Origin of the sequence: Variovorax sp. Sphag1AA, from assembly GCF_014192575.1 — a bacterium.
In the GTDB taxonomy this organism is placed as follows: domain Bacteria; phylum Pseudomonadota; class Gammaproteobacteria; order Burkholderiales; family Burkholderiaceae_C; genus Variovorax.
This window is the reverse complement of sequence record NZ_JACHYC010000005.1, coordinates 300,514-317,859: the sequence shown is the minus strand read 5'-3', so window position 1 is coordinate 317,859 and position 17,346 is coordinate 300,514. Positions and strand designations below refer to the sequence as shown.

19 protein-coding genes are annotated in these 17,346 nt (G+C 64.4%); 11 read left to right on the top strand and 8 right to left on the bottom strand.

Annotated features, from left to right (window positions below; translation table 11 throughout):
- Positions 1–13 precede the first annotated feature (13 nt).
- A complete protein-coding gene (locus tag FHW64_RS21040; protein ID WP_184529812.1) occupies positions 14–1,066 on the top strand; it encodes a glycosyltransferase family 2 protein in 1,053 nt (350 codons plus the stop codon).
- Here the strand turns inward: FHW64_RS21040 and FHW64_RS21035 are convergent.
- Entirely contained in the window at positions 1,048–1,818 is a 771-nt protein-coding gene (locus FHW64_RS21035; RefSeq protein WP_184529810.1) for a glycosyltransferase family 2 protein, read from the bottom strand. The genes FHW64_RS21040 and FHW64_RS21035 overlap by 19 nt on opposite strands.
- Before the next feature lie 44 nt (positions 1,819–1,862).
- On the opposite strand from FHW64_RS21035, the gene FHW64_RS21030 reads away from it, so the two are divergent.
- Positions 1,863–2,957 carry a glycosyltransferase family 4 protein gene (locus FHW64_RS21030; protein ID WP_184529808.1) on the top strand — a complete coding sequence of 365 codons (1,095 nt, stop codon included), beginning with the start codon at positions 1,863–1,865 and terminating at the stop codon, positions 2,955–2,957.
- Positions 2,958–3,007: 50 nt separating this feature from the next.
- A complete protein-coding gene (gene argB, locus FHW64_RS21025; protein ID WP_184529806.1) occupies positions 3,008–3,901 on the top strand; it encodes an acetylglutamate kinase in 894 nt (297 codons plus the stop codon).
- 11 nt (positions 3,902–3,912) lie between these two features.
- On the opposite strand, the gene galE is transcribed toward argB, so the two are convergent.
- Positions 3,913–4,932, bottom strand: coding sequence for a UDP-glucose 4-epimerase GalE (galE, locus tag FHW64_RS21020; RefSeq protein WP_184529804.1), 1,020 nt, complete (start codon positions 4,930–4,932; stop codon positions 3,913–3,915).
- Positions 4,933–5,056: 124 nt separating this feature from the next.
- On the opposite strand from galE, the gene slmA reads away from it, so the two are divergent.
- Positions 5,057–5,701: a nucleoid occlusion factor SlmA gene (gene slmA / locus FHW64_RS21015; RefSeq protein ID WP_184530448.1), complete on the top strand. Its 645-nt coding sequence runs from the start codon at positions 5,057–5,059 to the stop codon at positions 5,699–5,701.
- Between the two features lie 16 nt (positions 5,702–5,717).
- Here slmA and FHW64_RS21010 read toward each other — a convergent pair whose 3' ends face one another.
- Positions 5,718–6,116: a DUF2501 domain-containing protein gene (locus FHW64_RS21010; protein ID WP_184529802.1), complete on the bottom strand. Its 399-nt coding sequence runs from the start codon at positions 6,114–6,116 to the stop codon at positions 5,718–5,720.
- A 138-nt stretch (positions 6,117–6,254) separates the two neighbouring features.
- Here FHW64_RS21010 and FHW64_RS21005 point away from each other — a divergent pair, with 138 nt between their 5' ends.
- Entirely contained in the window at positions 6,255–7,616 is a 1,362-nt protein-coding gene (locus FHW64_RS21005) for a TAXI family TRAP transporter solute-binding subunit (RefSeq protein ID WP_184529801.1), read from the top strand.
- A gap of 65 nt (positions 7,617–7,681) precedes the next feature.
- Here FHW64_RS21005 and FHW64_RS21000 read toward each other — a convergent pair whose 3' ends face one another.
- A complete protein-coding gene (locus tag FHW64_RS21000; RefSeq protein ID WP_184529800.1) occupies positions 7,682–8,032 on the bottom strand; it encodes an alpha/beta hydrolase in 351 nt (116 codons plus the stop codon).
- On the opposite strand from FHW64_RS21000, the gene FHW64_RS20995 reads away from it, so the two are divergent.
- Positions 8,031–8,264, top strand: coding sequence for a hypothetical protein (locus FHW64_RS20995; protein ID WP_184529799.1), 234 nt, complete (start codon positions 8,031–8,033; stop codon positions 8,262–8,264). The genes FHW64_RS21000 and FHW64_RS20995 overlap by 2 nt on opposite strands.
- Positions 8,265–8,281: 17 nt before the next feature.
- On the opposite strand, the gene FHW64_RS20990 is transcribed toward FHW64_RS20995, so the two are convergent.
- From FHW64_RS20990 to FHW64_RS20980, 3 genes are all read right to left on the bottom strand, one after another.
- Positions 8,282–9,340 carry a malate/lactate/ureidoglycolate dehydrogenase gene (locus FHW64_RS20990; protein ID WP_184529798.1) on the bottom strand — a complete coding sequence of 353 codons (1,059 nt, stop codon included), beginning with the start codon at positions 9,338–9,340 and terminating at the stop codon, positions 8,282–8,284.
- 12 nt (positions 9,341–9,352) lie between these two features.
- Complete coding sequence (locus FHW64_RS20985) at positions 9,353–10,879, bottom strand: UxaA family hydrolase (protein WP_184529797.1); 1,527 nt, start codon at positions 10,877–10,879, stop codon at positions 9,353–9,355.
- Positions 10,880–11,020: 141 nt separating this feature from the next.
- The gene (locus FHW64_RS20980; RefSeq protein ID WP_184529796.1) at positions 11,021–11,722 is read right to left on the bottom strand and encodes a FadR/GntR family transcriptional regulator; all 702 of its coding nucleotides are present in this window, start codon (positions 11,720–11,722) and stop codon (positions 11,021–11,023) included.
- A gap of 165 nt (positions 11,723–11,887) precedes the next feature.
- Between FHW64_RS20980 and FHW64_RS20975 the strand changes: the two genes are divergently transcribed.
- From FHW64_RS20975 to FHW64_RS20965, 3 genes are read left to right on the top strand one after another with little or no spacing between them, the layout of a single operon-like run.
- Positions 11,888–12,622: an SDR family oxidoreductase gene (locus tag FHW64_RS20975; RefSeq protein WP_184529795.1), complete on the top strand. Its 735-nt coding sequence runs from the start codon at positions 11,888–11,890 to the stop codon at positions 12,620–12,622.
- Positions 12,619–13,365, top strand: coding sequence for an SDR family NAD(P)-dependent oxidoreductase (locus tag FHW64_RS20970; RefSeq protein ID WP_184529794.1), 747 nt, complete (start codon positions 12,619–12,621; stop codon positions 13,363–13,365). The genes FHW64_RS20975 and FHW64_RS20970 overlap by 4 nt, the downstream gene beginning before the upstream one ends.
- A 33-nt stretch (positions 13,366–13,398) precedes the next feature.
- Positions 13,399–14,247: a fumarylacetoacetate hydrolase family protein gene (locus tag FHW64_RS20965; RefSeq protein ID WP_184529792.1), complete on the top strand. Its 849-nt coding sequence runs from the start codon at positions 13,399–13,401 to the stop codon at positions 14,245–14,247.
- Here FHW64_RS20965 and FHW64_RS20960 read toward each other — a convergent pair.
- Entirely contained in the window at positions 14,237–14,638 is a 402-nt protein-coding gene (locus tag FHW64_RS20960; protein WP_184529790.1) for a LapA family protein, read from the bottom strand. The two genes, FHW64_RS20965 and FHW64_RS20960, sit on opposite strands and share 11 nt — an antisense overlap.
- A 160-nt stretch (positions 14,639–14,798) precedes the next feature.
- Here FHW64_RS20960 and FHW64_RS20955 point away from each other — a divergent pair, with 160 nt between their 5' ends.
- Positions 14,799–15,482, top strand: coding sequence for a TetR/AcrR family transcriptional regulator (locus FHW64_RS20955; protein WP_184529788.1), 684 nt, complete (start codon positions 14,799–14,801; stop codon positions 15,480–15,482).
- 65 nt (positions 15,483–15,547) lie between these two features.
- Positions 15,548–17,344 (top strand): acyl-CoA dehydrogenase C-terminal domain-containing protein, encoded by a 1,797-nt coding sequence (locus FHW64_RS20950; protein ID WP_184529786.1) that lies wholly within the window; start codon positions 15,548–15,550, stop codon positions 17,342–17,344.
- Positions 17,345–17,346 lie beyond the last annotated feature (2 nt).

Sequence of the window (17,346 nt, the reverse complement as noted above, 5' to 3'; positions counted from 1 at the left end):
CACAGTCCCCGGAATGTCCGACGCGAACGCTTCCAACCACGCATCCAGGCCCACGGTCGTGGTCGTCATCCCGTTCTACAACGGCGCCGACTTCATCGAGCGCTCGGTCAAGAGCGTGTTCAACCAGACAGTCCCGGCCGACGAGGTGATCGTCGTCAACGATGGTTCGCGGCCCGAGGAGCGTGAAGCCCTGGGTGCCTTGAGCACGCGCTATCCGTTCAGGATCGTCGACAAGGAAAACGGCGGCCAAGGTTCGGCCCGCAACGCCGGCGTGGCGGCTTCGACCTCGGCCTACATCTGTTTCCTGGACCAGGACGATTTCTATCTTCCGAACCATATCGAGCTGCTGGTCAACGCCATTCCGGCTGGCGATGCGCGCTTCGGGTACGTCTACGCAGACCTGTACGAAGCCGACGTCGATGGCAACGTGGTGCGCACCGAGCTGGTGAAGCAGCACGCAAAGCACAACCCCAAGACGAGCATCTTCGACCTGCTGCGGTATGACATGTTCGTGTTGCCTTCGGCCACGATCGTCGGTCGGGCGGCATTTGATGCGGTGGGCGGATTCGATCCCCAGTTCATGGGGTTCGAGGACGACGACCTGTTCCTTCGTATCTTCCGCAAGGGCTACAGCAATCACTATTTGGACCGCGCGGTGACGGTCTGGTGCATCCACACCGAGAGCACTTCGTTCGGCATCCGCATGATTCGAAGCCGCTACCGTTTCTTCAAGAAGCTTGCGCAGACCTTTCCCGACGAGCCCAAACGCGGACGCTTCTACCTGCGCGACTACCTCATGCCGCGCTTCGGCAAGCTCTTCGTGGACCATGCGATCCAAGCGATCAAGCTCGACAACGAATATCGCGGCGAGATGTTCGAGCACCTCGACGACTACGTTCACATGGTGGTCACCAACCCGTATGTGGGTGTTCGCGCCAAGACCAAGTTGCGGATCACCCGCTTCTTGCTGGCCCATAGCTCGCCTGGAATGGTGCGCGCCATCGGCACCGCCACCAAATTCCCCCTGATCCGCGGCTTCCGCCGGATCTACCGCACCGAAGCTTGATTCCTTCGCATCGCGGCGCGAAAGCGCCAGAACGCGCCGGAGGTCCACACCTTGAGCAGGCTGGTCACGTGCCAGTAGAGATGCTTGGCGTCGGTCCTGCTGGCGCGTTGGGCGTCGTGGCGCGCGAGAAGGTCTTCGGCGACCTGAAGCTTCCAGCCCGCGAGCTGGGTGCGAGCGCAGATGTCGAAATCCTCGCCGTACATGAAGAAGCGCTCGTCGAAGCCGCCGATCTCGCGGTACGCCTCGCTGCGAAACAGCATGAAGAGCCCTGGAATCCAGTGCGGCACAACAGGCCGGACATAGTCGGGCCGCTTGCGCGTGAGGATTTCACTCGGCGTGATGATGGCCCGATGCTGCTCGGGCGCGTCCTTGCCGGGTTCGAGGATGCGCGGCGTCAGCAGGCCGCTGCGTGCCTTGGCTTGCGCGATCAGCGGCCCAAGCACGTCCCCGTCGAAGCGGATGTCCGGATTGAGCACGAGGAACCACGGCGTTCCGCAATGCTTGAAGGCCTGGTTGTGATTCGCCCCGAAACCCATCGGCCCCGGGTTGTCGATCCGCTCCAGCGCAAAGCGCCAGGTGGCGCCATCGAGCACGTCGGGTTCCGGCACGTTGATGGTCAGCACGACCTTCTCGACCACGGTGTGGCTGAATCGGTCGAGCTGCTCCAGCAGCGGCTTCACCAGCGCAAGCTGACCGTGGCTCACGATCGACACGGTGATGGGTTGGGTCAGGGAGGAGGCGGGCGTCGGCATGGTCTAATTTCGCCCGGGAATTCTAGGGTTCCCGCTCCATACCCATGATTGCATTGATCGTCATCAGCTTCCTCATCTCCGCCCTGGGCGTGCAGATCTTCATGCGCCGCGGGCGCAGGTATGCGCGGCGCTACGCGGCCGACATGCCGCAGCGCTTTCACAAGGGGCATGTGCCGCGCCTCGGTGGCGCGGGCATCCTGATGGGGATGGGCGTCGCCTGGCTGGTCGCGGGGATCCCTTCCGATCCCTTCAATGTGTCGTGGCCGCTCAAGACGTCCCTTCTCACGCTGCTGTGCATCTCGCCGGCGGTACTCGGCGGCATCATCGAGGACGTGACGCAGCAGGTCTCCGTCCGCTACAGGCTCAGTCTCACGATCGGTTGCGCGCTGGTGGTGTGCTGGGTGCTCAACATCGGCGTGTCGCGCACCGGCTTTCCGGTCCTCGACGGGTGGCTCCAGGCGATGCCCTACGTGGCTCTGCTGTTCGCGGCGTTGGCAATCGGCGGCCTGCCGCACGCCTTCAACATCATCGACGGCTACAACGGCCTCGCGGGCACGGTCGCCGTGCTGGTGTGCCTTGCGATCTCGCACGTCGCGCTGCAGGTCGGCGATCGGCAACTTGCGGCCATGGTGATCTGCCTGGTCGGCGCCACGCTGGGCTTCCTGATGTGGAACTACCCGCGCGGCAAGATCTTCGCGGGAGACGGCGGCGCCTATGTTTGGGGAATGGTGATCGCCATTGCGGCGGTGACGCTGGTTCAGCGGCATCGGGTCGTCTCGCCGTGGTTTCCGATGCTGCTGCTGATCTATCCGGTGTGGGAGACCGTGTTTTCCATCTACCGGAAGGTCGCGCGTGGCCAGTCTCCGGGCATGGCGGACGCCCTGCACTTCCACCAGCTGATCTTCCGCCGCATCGTCCGCGTGGCCTTTGCGGATGACGAGGCGCGGCAGATGCTCGCGCGCAACAATCGAACTTCGCCCTACCTGTGGATCTTCGCCGCGCTGACGGTGGTGCCGGCTGTGCTGTTCTGGAACAACACACTCGTGCTGATCGCCTTCTGCATCCTGTTCATCGCGACGTACGTGGCGGCGTATCTCATGATCGTGCGCTTCAAGGTGCCGCGCTGGTTGCGGCCCTGAGTTCCGCGTCACAATTCCCGAATCCGGACTTCGTCTTTCGACTGCCCAACATGACCGATTCCGTCCTCAACATTGCCCCGCGCGACAAGGCTGAAATCCTGGCCCAGGCGCTGCCGTACATCCGCAAGTTCCACGGCAAGACCATCGTCATCAAGTACGGCGGCAACGCCATGACCGATCCTGAACTGCAGGCGGACTTTGCGGAAGACGTGGTGCTGCTCAAGCTCGTCGGCATGAATCCGGTCGTGGTGCACGGCGGAGGCCCGCAGATCGAGGCAGCCCTCAACCGGCTCGGCAAGAAGGGCCACTTCATCCAGGGCATGCGGGTGACGGATTCCGAGACCATGGAAGTCGTCGAATGGGTCCTGGCCGGCGAAGTCCAGCAGGACATCGTGGGCCTCATCAACCAGGCCGGCGGCAAGGCGGTGGGATTGACCGGCCGCGACGGCGGCTTGATCCGCGCCCAGAAGCTCAAGATGGCCGACCGGAACGACCCCAACCTGCACCACGACGTTGGCCAGGTCGGCGACATCGTCTCGATCGACCCGAGCGTGGTCAAGGCGCTGCAGGACGATGCCTTCATCCCGGTCGTCAGCCCGATCGGCTTCGGCGAGGCGAACGAGAGCTACAACATCAACGCCGACGTCGTTGCCGGCAAGCTGGCCACGGTGCTCAAGGCCGAGAAGCTGATGATGCTCACCAACACGCCCGGCGTGCTCGACAAGAACGGCAATCTGCTGACCGACCTAAGCGCGCGCGAGATCGACGAGCTCTTCGCCGACGGCACGATTTCCGGCGGCATGCTGCCGAAGATCGAGGGTGCGCTCGATGCGGCCAAGAGCGGCGTGAACGCGGTGCACATCATCGACGGTCGCGTGCCGCACGCCATGCTGCTCGAAATCCTGACAGAGCAGGCATTCGGCACGATGATCCGGGCCCGGTAGGCCCGTCTTTCTCAGCTTTCGTAGCCGCTGGGATTGGCCTGCTGCCAGCGCCAGCTGTCGGCGCACATCTGGTCCAGACCGCGGTGGGCGCGCCATCCCAGGACGTTCCGGGCCATTGAGGGGTCAGCCCAATAAGCTGGGACATCGCCGGGCCGGCGGGGGCCGATCTCGTAGTTGAGCGGCCTGCCGCTCGCGCGTTCGAAGGCTTTCACCACGTCGAGGACCGAAGCGCCCTCGCCGGTGCCGAGGTTGACCTTGAGCAGGCCGGGTTGCTTCTCCGCGTGCCGCAGCGCAGCGACATGGCCCTCGGCGAGATCCATGACGTGCACGTAGTCGCGCACACCTGTGCCGTCCGCGGTGGGGTAGTCGCCGCCGTGGATTGCAAGCTTTTCCCGCAATCCGACAGCGACCTGGCACACGAAGGGCATCAGGTTGTTGGGCTTGCCTTGTGGATGCTCGCCGATCAAGCCACTTTCATGGGCGCCGACCGGATTGAAATAGCGCAGCAACGCGATCCGCCAGTCGGGGTGCGCGTGCTGCAGGTCGGACAGGGCCTGCTCGACCATCAGCTTCGACCACCCGTACGGATTGGCCGGGCGCAGCGCCGCGTTCTCGGGGATCGGGGAGCGTTCGGGGTCACCATAGACGGTCGCCGACGACGAGAAGATCAGCGTCCGCACGCCAGCGGCCTGCATCGCCGCCGCGAGCACCAGGGTGCCGTTGACGTTGTTGTCGTAATAGGTGATCGGGTCTGCGACGGAGTCGCCCACCGCCTTCAGCCCCGCGAAATGGATGACGCCGCCGATCCGGTGTTCGCGAAACAGGCGGTCGAGCAGGTGTCCGTCACGAACGTCGCCTTCGATGAACTCCGGCTTCTTGCCGATGATCCGCTCCAGCCGCTCGAGCACCCGCACATCGCTGTTGACGAGGTTGTCCAGGATGACTGGCGTGTACCCTGCCTGCGCCAGAGCCACGCAGGTGTGGCTGCCGATGAAGCCGGCGCCGCCAGTGACAAGAATGCTTGTGCTCATCGAATTCGTTCCGGGGCGGGTTGAAAGAAGATGTGTCGATTCTGCGCGACAAGCAGGGCTTGCCCGGTTGGCAGCCGCTAACAGCCCTGTGCGAGAATCATTTTTTTACATTTTGCGCGTGCCCATGCAGAACGACGAGCCCAGCGCCGTTGGCGCCCCCAGCACTTCAGACCCGGTGGCCGCACCGATGCGAAAACGGCCCAAGCCGGGAGAACGGCGCGTGCAAATTCTCCAGGCGCTTGCGTCGATGCTCGAACAGCCGGGCGCCGAACGTGTGACCACCGCCGCGCTGGCAGCGCGCCTCGAGGTAAGTGAGGCCGCGCTTTACCGGCATTTCGCGAGCAAGGCACAGATGTTCGAGGGGCTCATCGACTTCATCGAGCAAAGCGTCTTCACGCTCGTCAACCAGATCGTCGAGCGTGAGGGCGCGGGCCGTGATCAGGCTGCGCGCATCGTCGCGATGGTGGTGCAGTTCGCCGAGAAGAACCCGGGCATGACCCGCGTGATGGTCGGCGATGCACTGGTCTTCGAGAACGAGCGGTTGCAGAACCGCATGAACCAGTTCTTCGACAAGATCGAGGCCACCTTGCGGCAGGTCTTGCGCGACGCGGCGGCAGACGATGGCGCCGCGACGCCGACCGTCGATGCGCAGATTCGCGCCTCCGCTATCACCGCCTTCGTCGTGGGACGGCTTCAGCGCTTCGCGCGCTCGGGATTCCGGCGCCTGCCTTCCGAGCACCTTGACGCTGCGGTCGCGCTAATGCTCTGAAGGCTGCGCCGCCAAATCAGATCATTGACTTCGCCTGGTTCAGGACAAAGTCGCAGGCCTTCTTGGTGAGTTCCGCCTTGAGGCCGCTCCCGGTCAGGTCCATCTTCTTGCCGTCGCTGCTTGTCAGGATGCCCTTCGATCCATCGACGTAGCCCGCGTCCGAAGCCGGCTGGCCGCCGGGGATCTTGCTCATGAGCTGGTCCTTGACGGAGGAAGCGTTAGCGCCGCTCAAGTAGTTGTTCTTCAGGCAGTACTCCAGCACGCCCGCGGCGTTGCCGAGACTGCCCGACGCCATCGATCCGGCACCCGTCGAGCCTCCGGCGAGGCCCTTGAGAGCGTCGAGACCTTGCGCATTTGCGCAGCTGAGTGCGCCTGCGAAGACGAGTGCCAAACCGTGTCGGGTGAAGTGGTTCATGTGTACCTCCTTGAAATCGAAAAAACGCGCGAAGACTAGCGCAACCCCGAGGCAGGACCACGACGACATTGCAACAGTTCGTGGGCAGAATGGGCGATCTCAAATGCGAGCGTCTGTTGAAGCATGAAGACTCCGCCAATGCCAACGCTGCCCACTGGCCGACGACTCGTCCTCTGGCTCGCGTTGATCGCCGTGCTCATCGTGGCGATCTGGCTCGTCGTTCGCTATGTGAGCCCGCTGCCGCCGCGCTCGATCGTCATGAGCACCGGCGCCACCGACGGCGCCTATCACCGCTTCGGCCTGCGGTATCAGGAGCTCTTGAAGGCGGAAGGCATCCGGCTTGAATTGCGGCCGTCGAGCGGTGGGGTCGAGAACCTGCAGCGGCTCAATGACGGAACGGTCGAAGTGGCTTTCGTGCAGGGCGGCACGGGCATCTTGGCGCTTGACCCGGACGCGCCTGTGGATTCGACGCCTCTACGCTCGCTCGCGACGGTGGCCTTCGAGCCTGTATGGATCTTCACGCGCACGCTCGATGTGTCGAAGGGGCTGGAGGTCCTGGCCGGCAAGCGCATTGCTGTCGGCGTGGCGGGCAGCGGCAACTATCAGGTCGCGCACCAGTTGCTGGCCGTCTATGGCGTCACCGTGCCCGATGGTCAGCAAGGCGCGGTCGACGGCACGACCTTCGTGAGCGCCGGCGGCCTTGCAGCCGCGGACCTGCTGACGAAAGGCGAGGTAGACGCGGTGATCATCATTGCGGCGCCGCAGGCGGCGGCGGTCCAGAAGCTGCTGGCCGACCCGGCCGTGCGGCTTGCGTCGCTCGATCACGTGGAGGGGCTGGCGCGCCGCTATCCATATTTCCAGCCCGTCAGCCTGAAGCGGGGTTCCGTTAATCCGAAGCTCGATCTGCCCTCGCAAGACATCAAACTGCTCGCGACGACGGCCAACCTCGTGGTGCGCGATGAACTGCATCCCGCGCTGGCCTATCTGCTGCTGGAAGCCGCGCGCCAGGTGCATCGCCAGCCCAGCCTCATCAACCGGCCGGACGACTTCCCGAGTGCGCAGGGGACCGACTTTCCCTTGTCGGACCAGGCGGATCGGTACTTCAAGCACGGTCGGCCGTTCCTGCAGAACTACCTGCCGTTCTGGGCCGCTAACTACGTGCAGCGCCTGCTTCTGCTGCTGGTGCCGCTGATTGCGATCCTCGTGCCGTTGGGGCGCGTGCTACCGGGGCTCATCGGATGGCGGCGCCGAAGCCGGCTGTATCGGCGCTATGGCGAGCTGAAGTTTCTGGAGCAGGACCTCGCGTCGCGCAAACTCGATGCCGCAGAACGCAGCGAAGCGCTGTCACGACTCGACCACATCGAGGAAGAGATCATCGAGACCAAGTTCCCGCTCGATTTCTCGGACCGCGTCTACACGCTGCGCCAGCATGTGGACTACGTCCGCGCGCAATTGAACCGGCAGATGGAAGCCGCCGGTGATCGCCGCGAAGCCCAATGACCCGCGCATGAAAAAAGCCGAGGCCGCATTGCTGCGGTCCCGGCTTTCTTTGGCCCCGACGCTGATTACAGGGCGGCTTGGCGGGTGAAAGAAACCTTCGGCTTCAGGTAAGCCGCCGGCACTTGGTCGCGGTAGAAGGCGCGACGGTCAAGGCTTTGCAGCGGGTTGTGGGCAGCTGCGACAGCTTGTTCCTTCACGACGGCGCGGTTGGTCGTCGATGCGACGGTTTCCACGCCTGCGTCGGCTGCGTCACCGTATTCATTGCCGGCACGGGCGGCAGCTACGGCGCCACCTTGGACGTCGGCGCGGCTGTTGGCCGTGGTCAGGGGATGCACGCCGTCATAGGTTTCGGCGTTGGCGCCAGCGACAGCCAGGAGGGAGAGCGCAGCCGCTGCGAGGATCTTCGAGGTGTTCATGTCAGGTTCCTTCAATGCGTTTTGGACGATTCCGAACCGGTCGCGGGGTGTGTCGCCATCCCTTCTCGGGGGCCACAGCGCTCAGTGCCTGTTCGTCCAGATCAGCTTGCTGGCTGGTCCGTGGGATGAAGTTTGCGCGCTTTTTCTAGGTAAAAACCCGCAGAAAAAGAAGCGCGGCGTCACCAAATTGGAAACAATCGACCAGCGCGCCGGCGGTGCCGCCGGGCGCTGAAACGCATCGAAAACCCCTCAATCGACGGTAACGCCGACCTTTTTTCCTGCTTCGACGATCTCGCGCCAGGTGGCGTCGTCGAGCCAGATGCCCTCTTGCTCACGGGTTGCGCGCGCCTGGCGTTCTGGCTCGCCGGCGATCTGAACCGCCTCGAAGCCGGCGCCCGGCGGACTCTGGCGCAGCCACTCGATGAAGGCTGTGGCCTCCTGCTCGAAGGCCGCCTGCGTGCCGAGCTTTGCGGGGTCGATGAGAACGGTGAGCATCCCGTTGAGCACCGTACGCGCCGTATCGGCCGGCCGATGCCATGTACCGCCCCCGGTGAGTGCGCCACCGAGCAGTTCGCAGGCCACCGCCATGCCATAGCCCTTGTGCTCGCCGAAAGTCATGAGTGCACCGAAGAGACCGTTGCTCTGCGGAACGACGACCACGCCCGGATCGGTCGTCGGCGCGCCGTGCTCGTCGATCAGATAGCCGGTCGGCACGTGCTCGCCCTTGTTGTGCGCGACGCGCATCTTGCCTTGCGCCACGCGGCTGGTCGCGAAATCGAGGATGAACGGCTGTGCGCCTGCGAGTGGCACGCCGATGCAGCAGGGGTTCGTGCCGAAGCGCCCGTCGCCGCCGCCCCACGGTGCGACCACCGGCCGCGACAGCACGTTCACGAAGTGCATCGAAACCAGGCCTTGCGACGTTGCCATCTCCGCGAAATGGCCGATACGCCCCAGATGATGCGATTCAGCGAGCGAGACGATGCAGCTGCCGTTCTGCTTCGCGCGTGCGATGCCGAGCTCCATCGCCTGCACGCCGACGATCTGGCCGTAGCCGTGCTGACCGTCGATGGCGAGCATCGCGCCTGCATCGAGCTTGACCCTGATCGAGGCGTTCGGCTTGAGCCCGCCCTCGGCCACAGCGTCGACATAACGCGGCACCATGCCGACGCCGTGCGAATCGTGCCCGCTCAGATTGGCCAGGACGAGATTGGCTGCGACTTGCTCGGCCTCGGCCGGGGAACTCCCTGCCGCCTGGACGATGGCTGCGACTTGCTTTCGCAGGATGGTGGCCTGAATGGTTCTGGACATGATCTCTTTTTCCTACATGACTGCGCCGACTTGCCACGGCACGAATTCGTTCTGGCCGTAGCCGTGCTTCTCACTCTTCGAAGGCTCGCCGGACGCAGTCGCCAGCACAAGCTCGAAGATTCGTTGCCCCATTTCCTGGATCGACACCGTGCCTTCGACGATTTCCCCGCAATTGATGTCCATGTCCTCTTCCTGCCGCTGCCAGAGTGCCGAGTTGGTCGCGAGCTTGAGCGAAGGCGAGGGCGCGCAGCCGTACGCCGAGCCGCGGCCGGTGGTGAAGCAGATCATGTTCGCGCCGCCCGCCACCTGCCCGGTGGCACTGACCGGGTCGTAGCCGGGCGTGTCCATGTAGACGAAGCCGTGTGAGGTGACCGGCTCGGCGTATTCGTACACCGCCTCGAGGTTGCTGGTCCCGCCCTTGGCGACCGCGCCGAGCGACTTCTCGAGGATGGTCGTCAGCCCGCCTGCCTTGTTGCCGGGGGAGGGGTTGTTGTTCATCTCGCCCTCGTTGATGGCGGTGTAGTGCTCCCACCAACGGATGCGCTCGACGAGCTTTTCGCCGACCTCGCGGCGCACCGCGCGCCGCGTGAGCAAATGCTCTGCACCGTAGACCTCCGGCGTTTCGGAAAGGATGGCAGTGCCGCCATGCGCCACCAGCAGATCCACCGCCGCGCCGAGCGCAGGATTGGCGCTGATGCCCGAATAGCCATCCGAGCCGCCGCACTGCAGGCCGATCGTGATGTGCGATGCGCTGCAGGGCTCGCGCTTCACCGCATTGGCGCGCGGCAGCATCTCGTCGATCAGCGCGATGCCTTTCTCGACCGTCTTGCGCGTCCCGCCGGTGTCCTGGATGTTGAACACGCGTAGGTTCTCGCCTTCCTTGAGATTGCCGGTCGCGAGCCATGCATTGATCTGGTTCGCCTCGCAGCCCAGCCCGACGACGAGAACGGCCGCGAAGTTGGGGTGCGTGGCGTAGCCGGTGAGCGTGCGTTCGAGGATCTGCATGCCAAGCCCGCCGGTGTCCATGCCGCAGCCGGTGCCGTGCGTGAGCGCGACCACGCCGTCGACGTTCGGATAGTCCGCGAGCGCCGCCGGATTGGTCTTGCGCGAGTAGTGGTCCGCGATCGCGCGCGCGGCAGTGGCCGAGCAGTTCACGCTGGTCAGCACGCCGATGTAGTTGCGCGTCGCCACGCGTCCATCGGCACGGCGAATGCCCATGAAGCTCGCTTCGCGACGCGCAGGCGGCGTCTTCACATCGGCGCCGAAGGCGTAGTCGCGATCGAAGTGGCCCTTGTCCGGCCCCATGTCGAGGTTGTGCGTGTGCACGTGTTCGCCGGGCGCGATCGGCCGGCTCGCGAAGCCGATGATCTGGTTGTAGCGACGCACGGGCTCGCCCTGCGCGATCGCGCGCACTGCGATCTTGTGACCCGGCGGGATCAGGCCGCGTGCGGTCACGCCTTCGACGGGCGTGCCGCCGAGCAACTGGCCGCGCGCGATCACGACGTCATCGGCGGGATGGAGTCGGATGAACGGATTCATATTTCCTCTTTTGGTTGTCGCTGCGAGGCCGGCGAAGCCAGGCCCCTTCGTGGAATCCCGCGGAACCGGCTTTGCCGGGCCGCAGGGATTGCCCCCTTGAGGGGGTGCAGAGCCACACGCAGTGGGCGAGGCTGGGGGTGGTCATCTTGCCTTGCGCCAGCTCGCGCTGAATCGCTGGTGCGACTTGTCCATGTGCTCGTGCATTGCACGGCGAGCGGCGTCGGCATCACGGTCGGCGACAGCATCGCGGATCGCTTCATGCTCGGCGATGGCGCTGCGCCACGACTTGACGGTTTCGAAGTAGCCGCCGAGCCGCGTGAAGATCGGACCCTTGCGCGAGTCCCAGAAGGCTTGCACCGTCTCCGACAGCACCACGTTGCCGCAGGCGTCGACGATCGCGAGATGGAAGGCGCGGTCGCCTTCGAGCGGCATGACGTTGCGGTCAGCCATGTCGCGCATGGCGTTGATCGCACGCGTCATCGCATCGACATCCTTGCGCTTGCCGAGCGTTGCTGCGAGCGCTGCAGTCTCACCCTCGACCACGCGGCGCGCGCGAATGAGTTCGAGCGGGCCCCATTCCGCAGCAGCCACCGGCTCGGCGGCACGATTCGCACGATCGAGCACGTAGACGCCCGAGCCCGTGCGCACTTCGACCCAGCCTTCGACCTCCAGCGCGATGAGGGCCTCGCGCACCGAAGGGCGGCTCACGCCGAGCTGGTTGGAGAGATCGCGCTCGGCCGGCAGACGGTCGCCGACCGCGAACTCGCCGCTCGCGATCAGTGTGCGAAGCTGGTCGGCGATCTGTCGGTAGAGGCGACGGGGCTCGACGGTCTGGAGAGGCACGGCGTGGGGCTCTGGGATGGGGCTCTAGGGTTGTCCCTGAATTGGACAAGTGGTCAGGCCAATTCAGAATACGGAGCGCGACGTGCGGCAGCCATCGGGCGAAACCCTGAACGCTTCAGCCGCTGCGACAGAAGGCCATTCCACAAGCTTCAACGAGGACACTCCATGAGACTCCAGGGCAAGACCGCGCTCGTGACCGCGGCCGGGCAGGGCATAGGCCACGCAAGCGCGCTCGCGCTTGCGGCAGAGGGCGCGCAAGTCTGGGCGACCGACGTGAACGAGAAACTGCTCGAGCGCTTTGCAGGCATCGCCAACATCCACGTCGCGAAGCTCGACGTGCTCGACAAGGACGCGATCGGTGCTTTCGTCAAGGGCATCCCCGCGCTCGACGTGCTCTTCAATTGCGCGGGCGTGGTGCACAACGGAGCAGCGCTCCAGGCGAGCGACGACGACCTCGACTTCGCCTTCCACCTCAACGTGCGCGCGCAGTTCCGCATGATCAAGGCGGTGCTGCCGGGCATGCTTGCAAAGGGGCAGGGCAGCATCATCAACATGGCCAGCGTGTGTTCGAGCATCAAGGGACTGCCGAACCGCTGCGTGTACGGCACCACCAAGGCGGCCGTCATCGGCTTGACCAAGAGCATCGCCGCGGACTATGTGGCACAGGGCGTTCGCTGCAATGCTGTGTGTCCCGGCACGGTCGACACGCCATCGCTTGCCGACCGGATCAACGCCAATGTCGACCCGGTGGAAGCGCGCAAGGCTTTCATCGCGCGGCAGCCGATGGGACGCCTCGCGCAGGCGGAGGAGATTGCGCCCCTGGTCGTGTTCCTCGCAAGCGACGAATCGCAGTTCGTCACCGGGCAGGCCTATTCGGTCGACGGCGGCATCACGATATGAACCAGCTCGACTTCTCCGGCCGGCACGCCGTCATCACCGGCGGTGCGACCGGGCTCGGCTACGGCATCGCGCAACGCCTGCTGGCCTCCGGCGGAAGCGTGACCATCTGGGATTGCAACGGCGAAGCGGCGACCAAGGCCGCCTGGTCGCTGGGCGCCAAGGCCTTTGCGCTCACCGTCGACGTGACCCAGCAGCCTTCGGTTGCGAAGGCGGTCGCGGCGACGCTGGCGCAGGCCGGGCGTATCGATGCGCTCGTCAACAGCGCTGGCATCACCGGGCCGAACACCCGGCTCTGGGACTACCCGGTCGACGCATGGCGGCAGGTGATCGACGTCAATCTGAATGGCCCCTTCATCTGCTGCCGCGAAGTCGTGGGCCAGATGCGCTCGCAAGGCTTCGGGCGCATCGTCAACATCGCCTCGGTCGCGGGCAAGGACGGCAACCCCAACGCCAGCGCCTACAGCGCAAGCAAGGCCGGATTGATCGCGCTTACCAAATCGCTCGGCAAGGAGCTCGCCGACACGGGGGTGCGCGTCAACTGCGTGACGCCTGCCGCGGTGAAGACCGCGATCTTCGACCAGATGACGCCGGACCACATCGCCTTCATGCTGTCGAAAATCCCGATGGGCCGCTTTGGCAAGATCGAGGAGATCGCGGCGATGGTCGCATGGCTCTGTACCGAGGATTGCTCGTTCTCGACCGGCGCCGTGTTCGACCTCTCCGGCGGCCGTTCCACTTACTGACACTGATATCACGCACAACGAAAGGACAGACTGATGAAACTCGTTCGCTATGGCAACCCTGGCAAGGAGAAGCCGGGCCTCATCGATGGCGATGGCAAGCTGCGCGACCTGAGCGCGGTGGTCAAGGACATCGGGCCCGAGCAGCTCAGCGACGCCGCGCTCGCCAAGCTGCGCAAGGTCAAGGTCGACAAGCTCCCGCTCGTCAAGGGCAAGCCGCGCTATGGCAGCCCGGTCGCGAACGTCGGCAAGTTCATCGCCATCGGCCTCAACTACGCGGACCACGCAGCGGAATCGGGCCTACCCATTCCGGCGGAACCGGTGGTCTTCATGAAGGCGACGAGCTGCATCCAGGGGCCGGACGATCCGGTCATGCTGCCCAAGGGTTCGGTCAAGAGCGACTGGGAAGTCGAACTCGGCGTGGTGATCGGTGCGCGCGCCCGCTATGTGTCGCAGAAGGATGCGCTCAACTACGTCGCCGGTTACTGCGTCATCAATGACGTGAGCGAGCGCGAATTCCAGATCGAGCGCGGCGGTACGTGGGACAAGGGCAAGGGCTGCGATACCTTCGGCCCGATCGGTCCGTGGCTGGTCACGCGCGACGACGTGCCCAATCCGCAGAAGCTCTCGATGTGGCTCGACCTCAACGGCAAGCGCATGCAGACCGGCAGCACGAAGACCATGATCTTCAACGTCGCGAAGATCGTGAGCTACCTGAGCCAGTTCATGACGCTGATGCCCGGTGACGTCATCACCACCGGCACGCCGCCCGGCGTCGGTCTCGGCATGAAGCCGCCGCTCTACCTGAAGAAGGGCGACGTGATGACGCTCGGGATCGAAGGCCTGGGCGAGCAGCGCCAGGAAGTGGTTCCCTTCAAGCTCTGAGGCGGTCTTCGAGTTGCCCGATGCGCAGGAGCAACGCATCGTGGCGCTCCACATGGCGGGCCATTTGCGCGCTTTCCTGTGCATTCAGGAAGCCGCGCAGCTCGGTGAATCGCGATGCTTCCGCCCTGTCAGCGAGTTCGCGCTGGGCCTGCATTTCCTTGGTGTGCCGGCGCGTTTCGAAAAGGATCGACCCCTGCAGGAAGATCACGTAGGCGAAGAAGAACAATCCCATGATCGCCGTGAGCCCCAGCATGACCAGCCCGAGCGGCGCATGCACCTGGGTGAATCCGAGCGAGATGTCGGCCGTCGCGGCAAGCAGCGACCAGTTCAAGGTGGCCAACAGCGACATCGACAGCAGAACAACGAACAGGACAGCGGCAACGACTCCCATGGGATCTCTTTCTAGTGGACAAGGTCGTCTTTGTCGTTGCCCGACGGGGGAAGTTCCAGGCCCAGGAAAGACCAAGCAAAGTTAGAGGTCTTTCTGCTTTCCGAAGGAGGAAAACTCCTGCAAAATAGTACGACCGTTCGTTTTATTTTTTGACAGTTCGATGTCACCTCGCCCCGCCTCCGCCAAAACTGCTCGCGCGCCCCAGAAAGGGCAGCAGACCAAGGCCGTCATCATCGATGCGGCCCTGAATCTCGCAGCTCAGATCGGCCTCGAAGGTCTGTCCATCGGCGCGATCGCGGAGGTCACGCAAATGAGCAAGTCGGGCGTCTTCGCTCACTTCGGCTCACGCGAAGAACTGCAGATTTCGGTGGTGCGCGAATACCACACGCGCTTCGAGCAGGAGGTGTTCTACCCGGCACTCGAGGCGGAGCGCGGACTGCCCCGTTTGCGCGCCCTGTTCGCCAACTGGATGAAGCGCACCTCGGCCGAAATCGATTCCGGCTGCATCTACATCAGCGGTGCGGTGGAGTTCGATGACCGGCCCGGTCCGGTGCGCGATGCGCTGGCCGATTCGGTGAACACCTGGCTGGCCGCGATGTACCGCGCGGTGGTGCAGGCCAAGGCCGAGGGGCACCTTCGCGAAGAGGCCGACGAAAAGCAGATTGCCTTCGAGATCCACGCGCTGATCCTCGCCTTGCACTACGAAGCGCGCTTCCTGCGCTCGCCCGAATCGCTCGAGCGCGCCAATGCCGGCTTTGACAACATCCTCGCGCGTTCCGCATCGCCGGACGCGCCCGGTGTCATTGCCGACGCGGCGGACCACCGCCTCAAGACCGTCCGCTAACCGCGGCGGTCTCGACCCATTTCTTTCTCTTTCAACTTTCCACTTTCACTTCCGGAGATCTCCACATGCCCGCCTACACCCCTCCTCTTCGCGACATGCAGTTTGTGATGCACGAGGTCCTGAATGTCACCGAGGAGCTCAAGGCCATCCCCCGGCATGCGGAAGTCGACGTGGACACCATCAACGCCGTGCTCGAAGAAGGCGGCAAGTTCGCCTCTGAAGTGACCTTCCCGCTCAACATCAGCGGCGACGAAGAAGGCTGCGTCCTCGACAAGACCACGCACGAAGTGAAGACGCCCAAGGGCTTCAAGGAAGCCTATGCGCAGTACGTCGAAGGCGGCTGGGCGGCGCTGTCGTGCGATCCGGCTTTCGGTGGCCAGGGCCTGCCGTTCGTGGTCAACCAGCAGTTCTACGAGATGCTCAACTCGGCCAACCAGGCGTGGACGATGTATCCCGGCCTCTCGCACGGCGCCTATGAAGCCCTCGCTGCGCACGGCACCGACGAGCAGAAGAAGACCTACCTGCCCAAGCTCACCACCGGCGAATGGACCGGCACGATGTGCTTGACTGAACCCCATTGCGGCACCGACCTCGGCATGCTCCGCACCAAGGCCGAACCGCAAGCCGACGGCACCTACAAGCTGACCGGCAACAAGATATTCATCTCGGCCGGCGAGCACGACATGACCGAGAACATCATCCACCTGGTGCTTGCGCGCCTGCCGGATGCGCCGAAGGGCAGCAAGGGCATCAGCCTGTTCGTCGTGCCCAAGTTCAACGTCAAGGCCGACGGTTCGCTCGGCAGCCGTAACGGCATCTACTGTGGCGGCCTCGAGCACAAGATGGGCATCCACGGCAATGCCACCGCGCAGATGGTGCTCGAAGGCGCTGTCGGCACGCTCGTGGGTCAGCCCAACAAGGGCCTGGCCGCGATGTTCGTGATGATGAACGCCGCCCGCCTCGGCGTTGGCAACCAGTCGCTGGGCCTGACGGAAGTCGCGTTCCAGAACGCGCTGGCCTATGCCAAGGACCGCATCCAGATGCGCTCGCTCTCCGGCGTGAAGGCCAAGGACAAGGAAGCCGATCCGATCATCGTGCACCCCGACGTGCGCAAGATGCTCATGACCGCCAAGGCCTATGCCGAAGGCGGCCGCGCGCTCGCATCGCTCTGTGCGCTGCTGCTCGACAAGGAACACGGCCACCCCGACGAGAAGGTCCGCAAGGACAGCGGCGAACTCGTCGCGCTTCTCACGCCGATCGTGAAGGCCTTCATCACCGACAACGGTCACATCTCGACCAACGCCTGCATGCAGGTCTTCGGCGGCCATGGCTTCATCAAGGAATGGGGCATGGAGCAGTTCGTGCGCGACAACCGCATCAACATGATCTACGAAGGCACCAACACCATCCAGTCGCTGGACCTGCTGGGCCGCAAGGTGCTGGGCAACAACGGCGCGACGCTGAAGAAGTTCGGCAAGCTCGTCGGCAAGCTGGTGGAAGAAGAAGGCGTGAACGAGAAGATGAGCGAGTTCATCACCCCGATCGCGATCCTTGGCGACCAGCTCACCAAGTTCACGACCGAGATCGGCTTCAAGGGCTTCCAGAACCCCGATGAAGTCGGTGCTGCTGCTGTCGACTACCTGCGCGTTGCGGGCCACTTCGTGTTCGGTTACCTCTTCGCACTGATGGCACGCACCGCACTGCGCGAGATCGCGGCCGGCAACACCGACCCGTTCTACAAGGCCAAGCTGCAGACCGCGCGCTTCTACTTCGCGAAGCTCTTCCCCGAGACCGCGACGCTGATGCGCACCGCACGCGCTGGCGCTGCGCCCCTGATGAACACCGACGCCGCACTGGCCTGAAC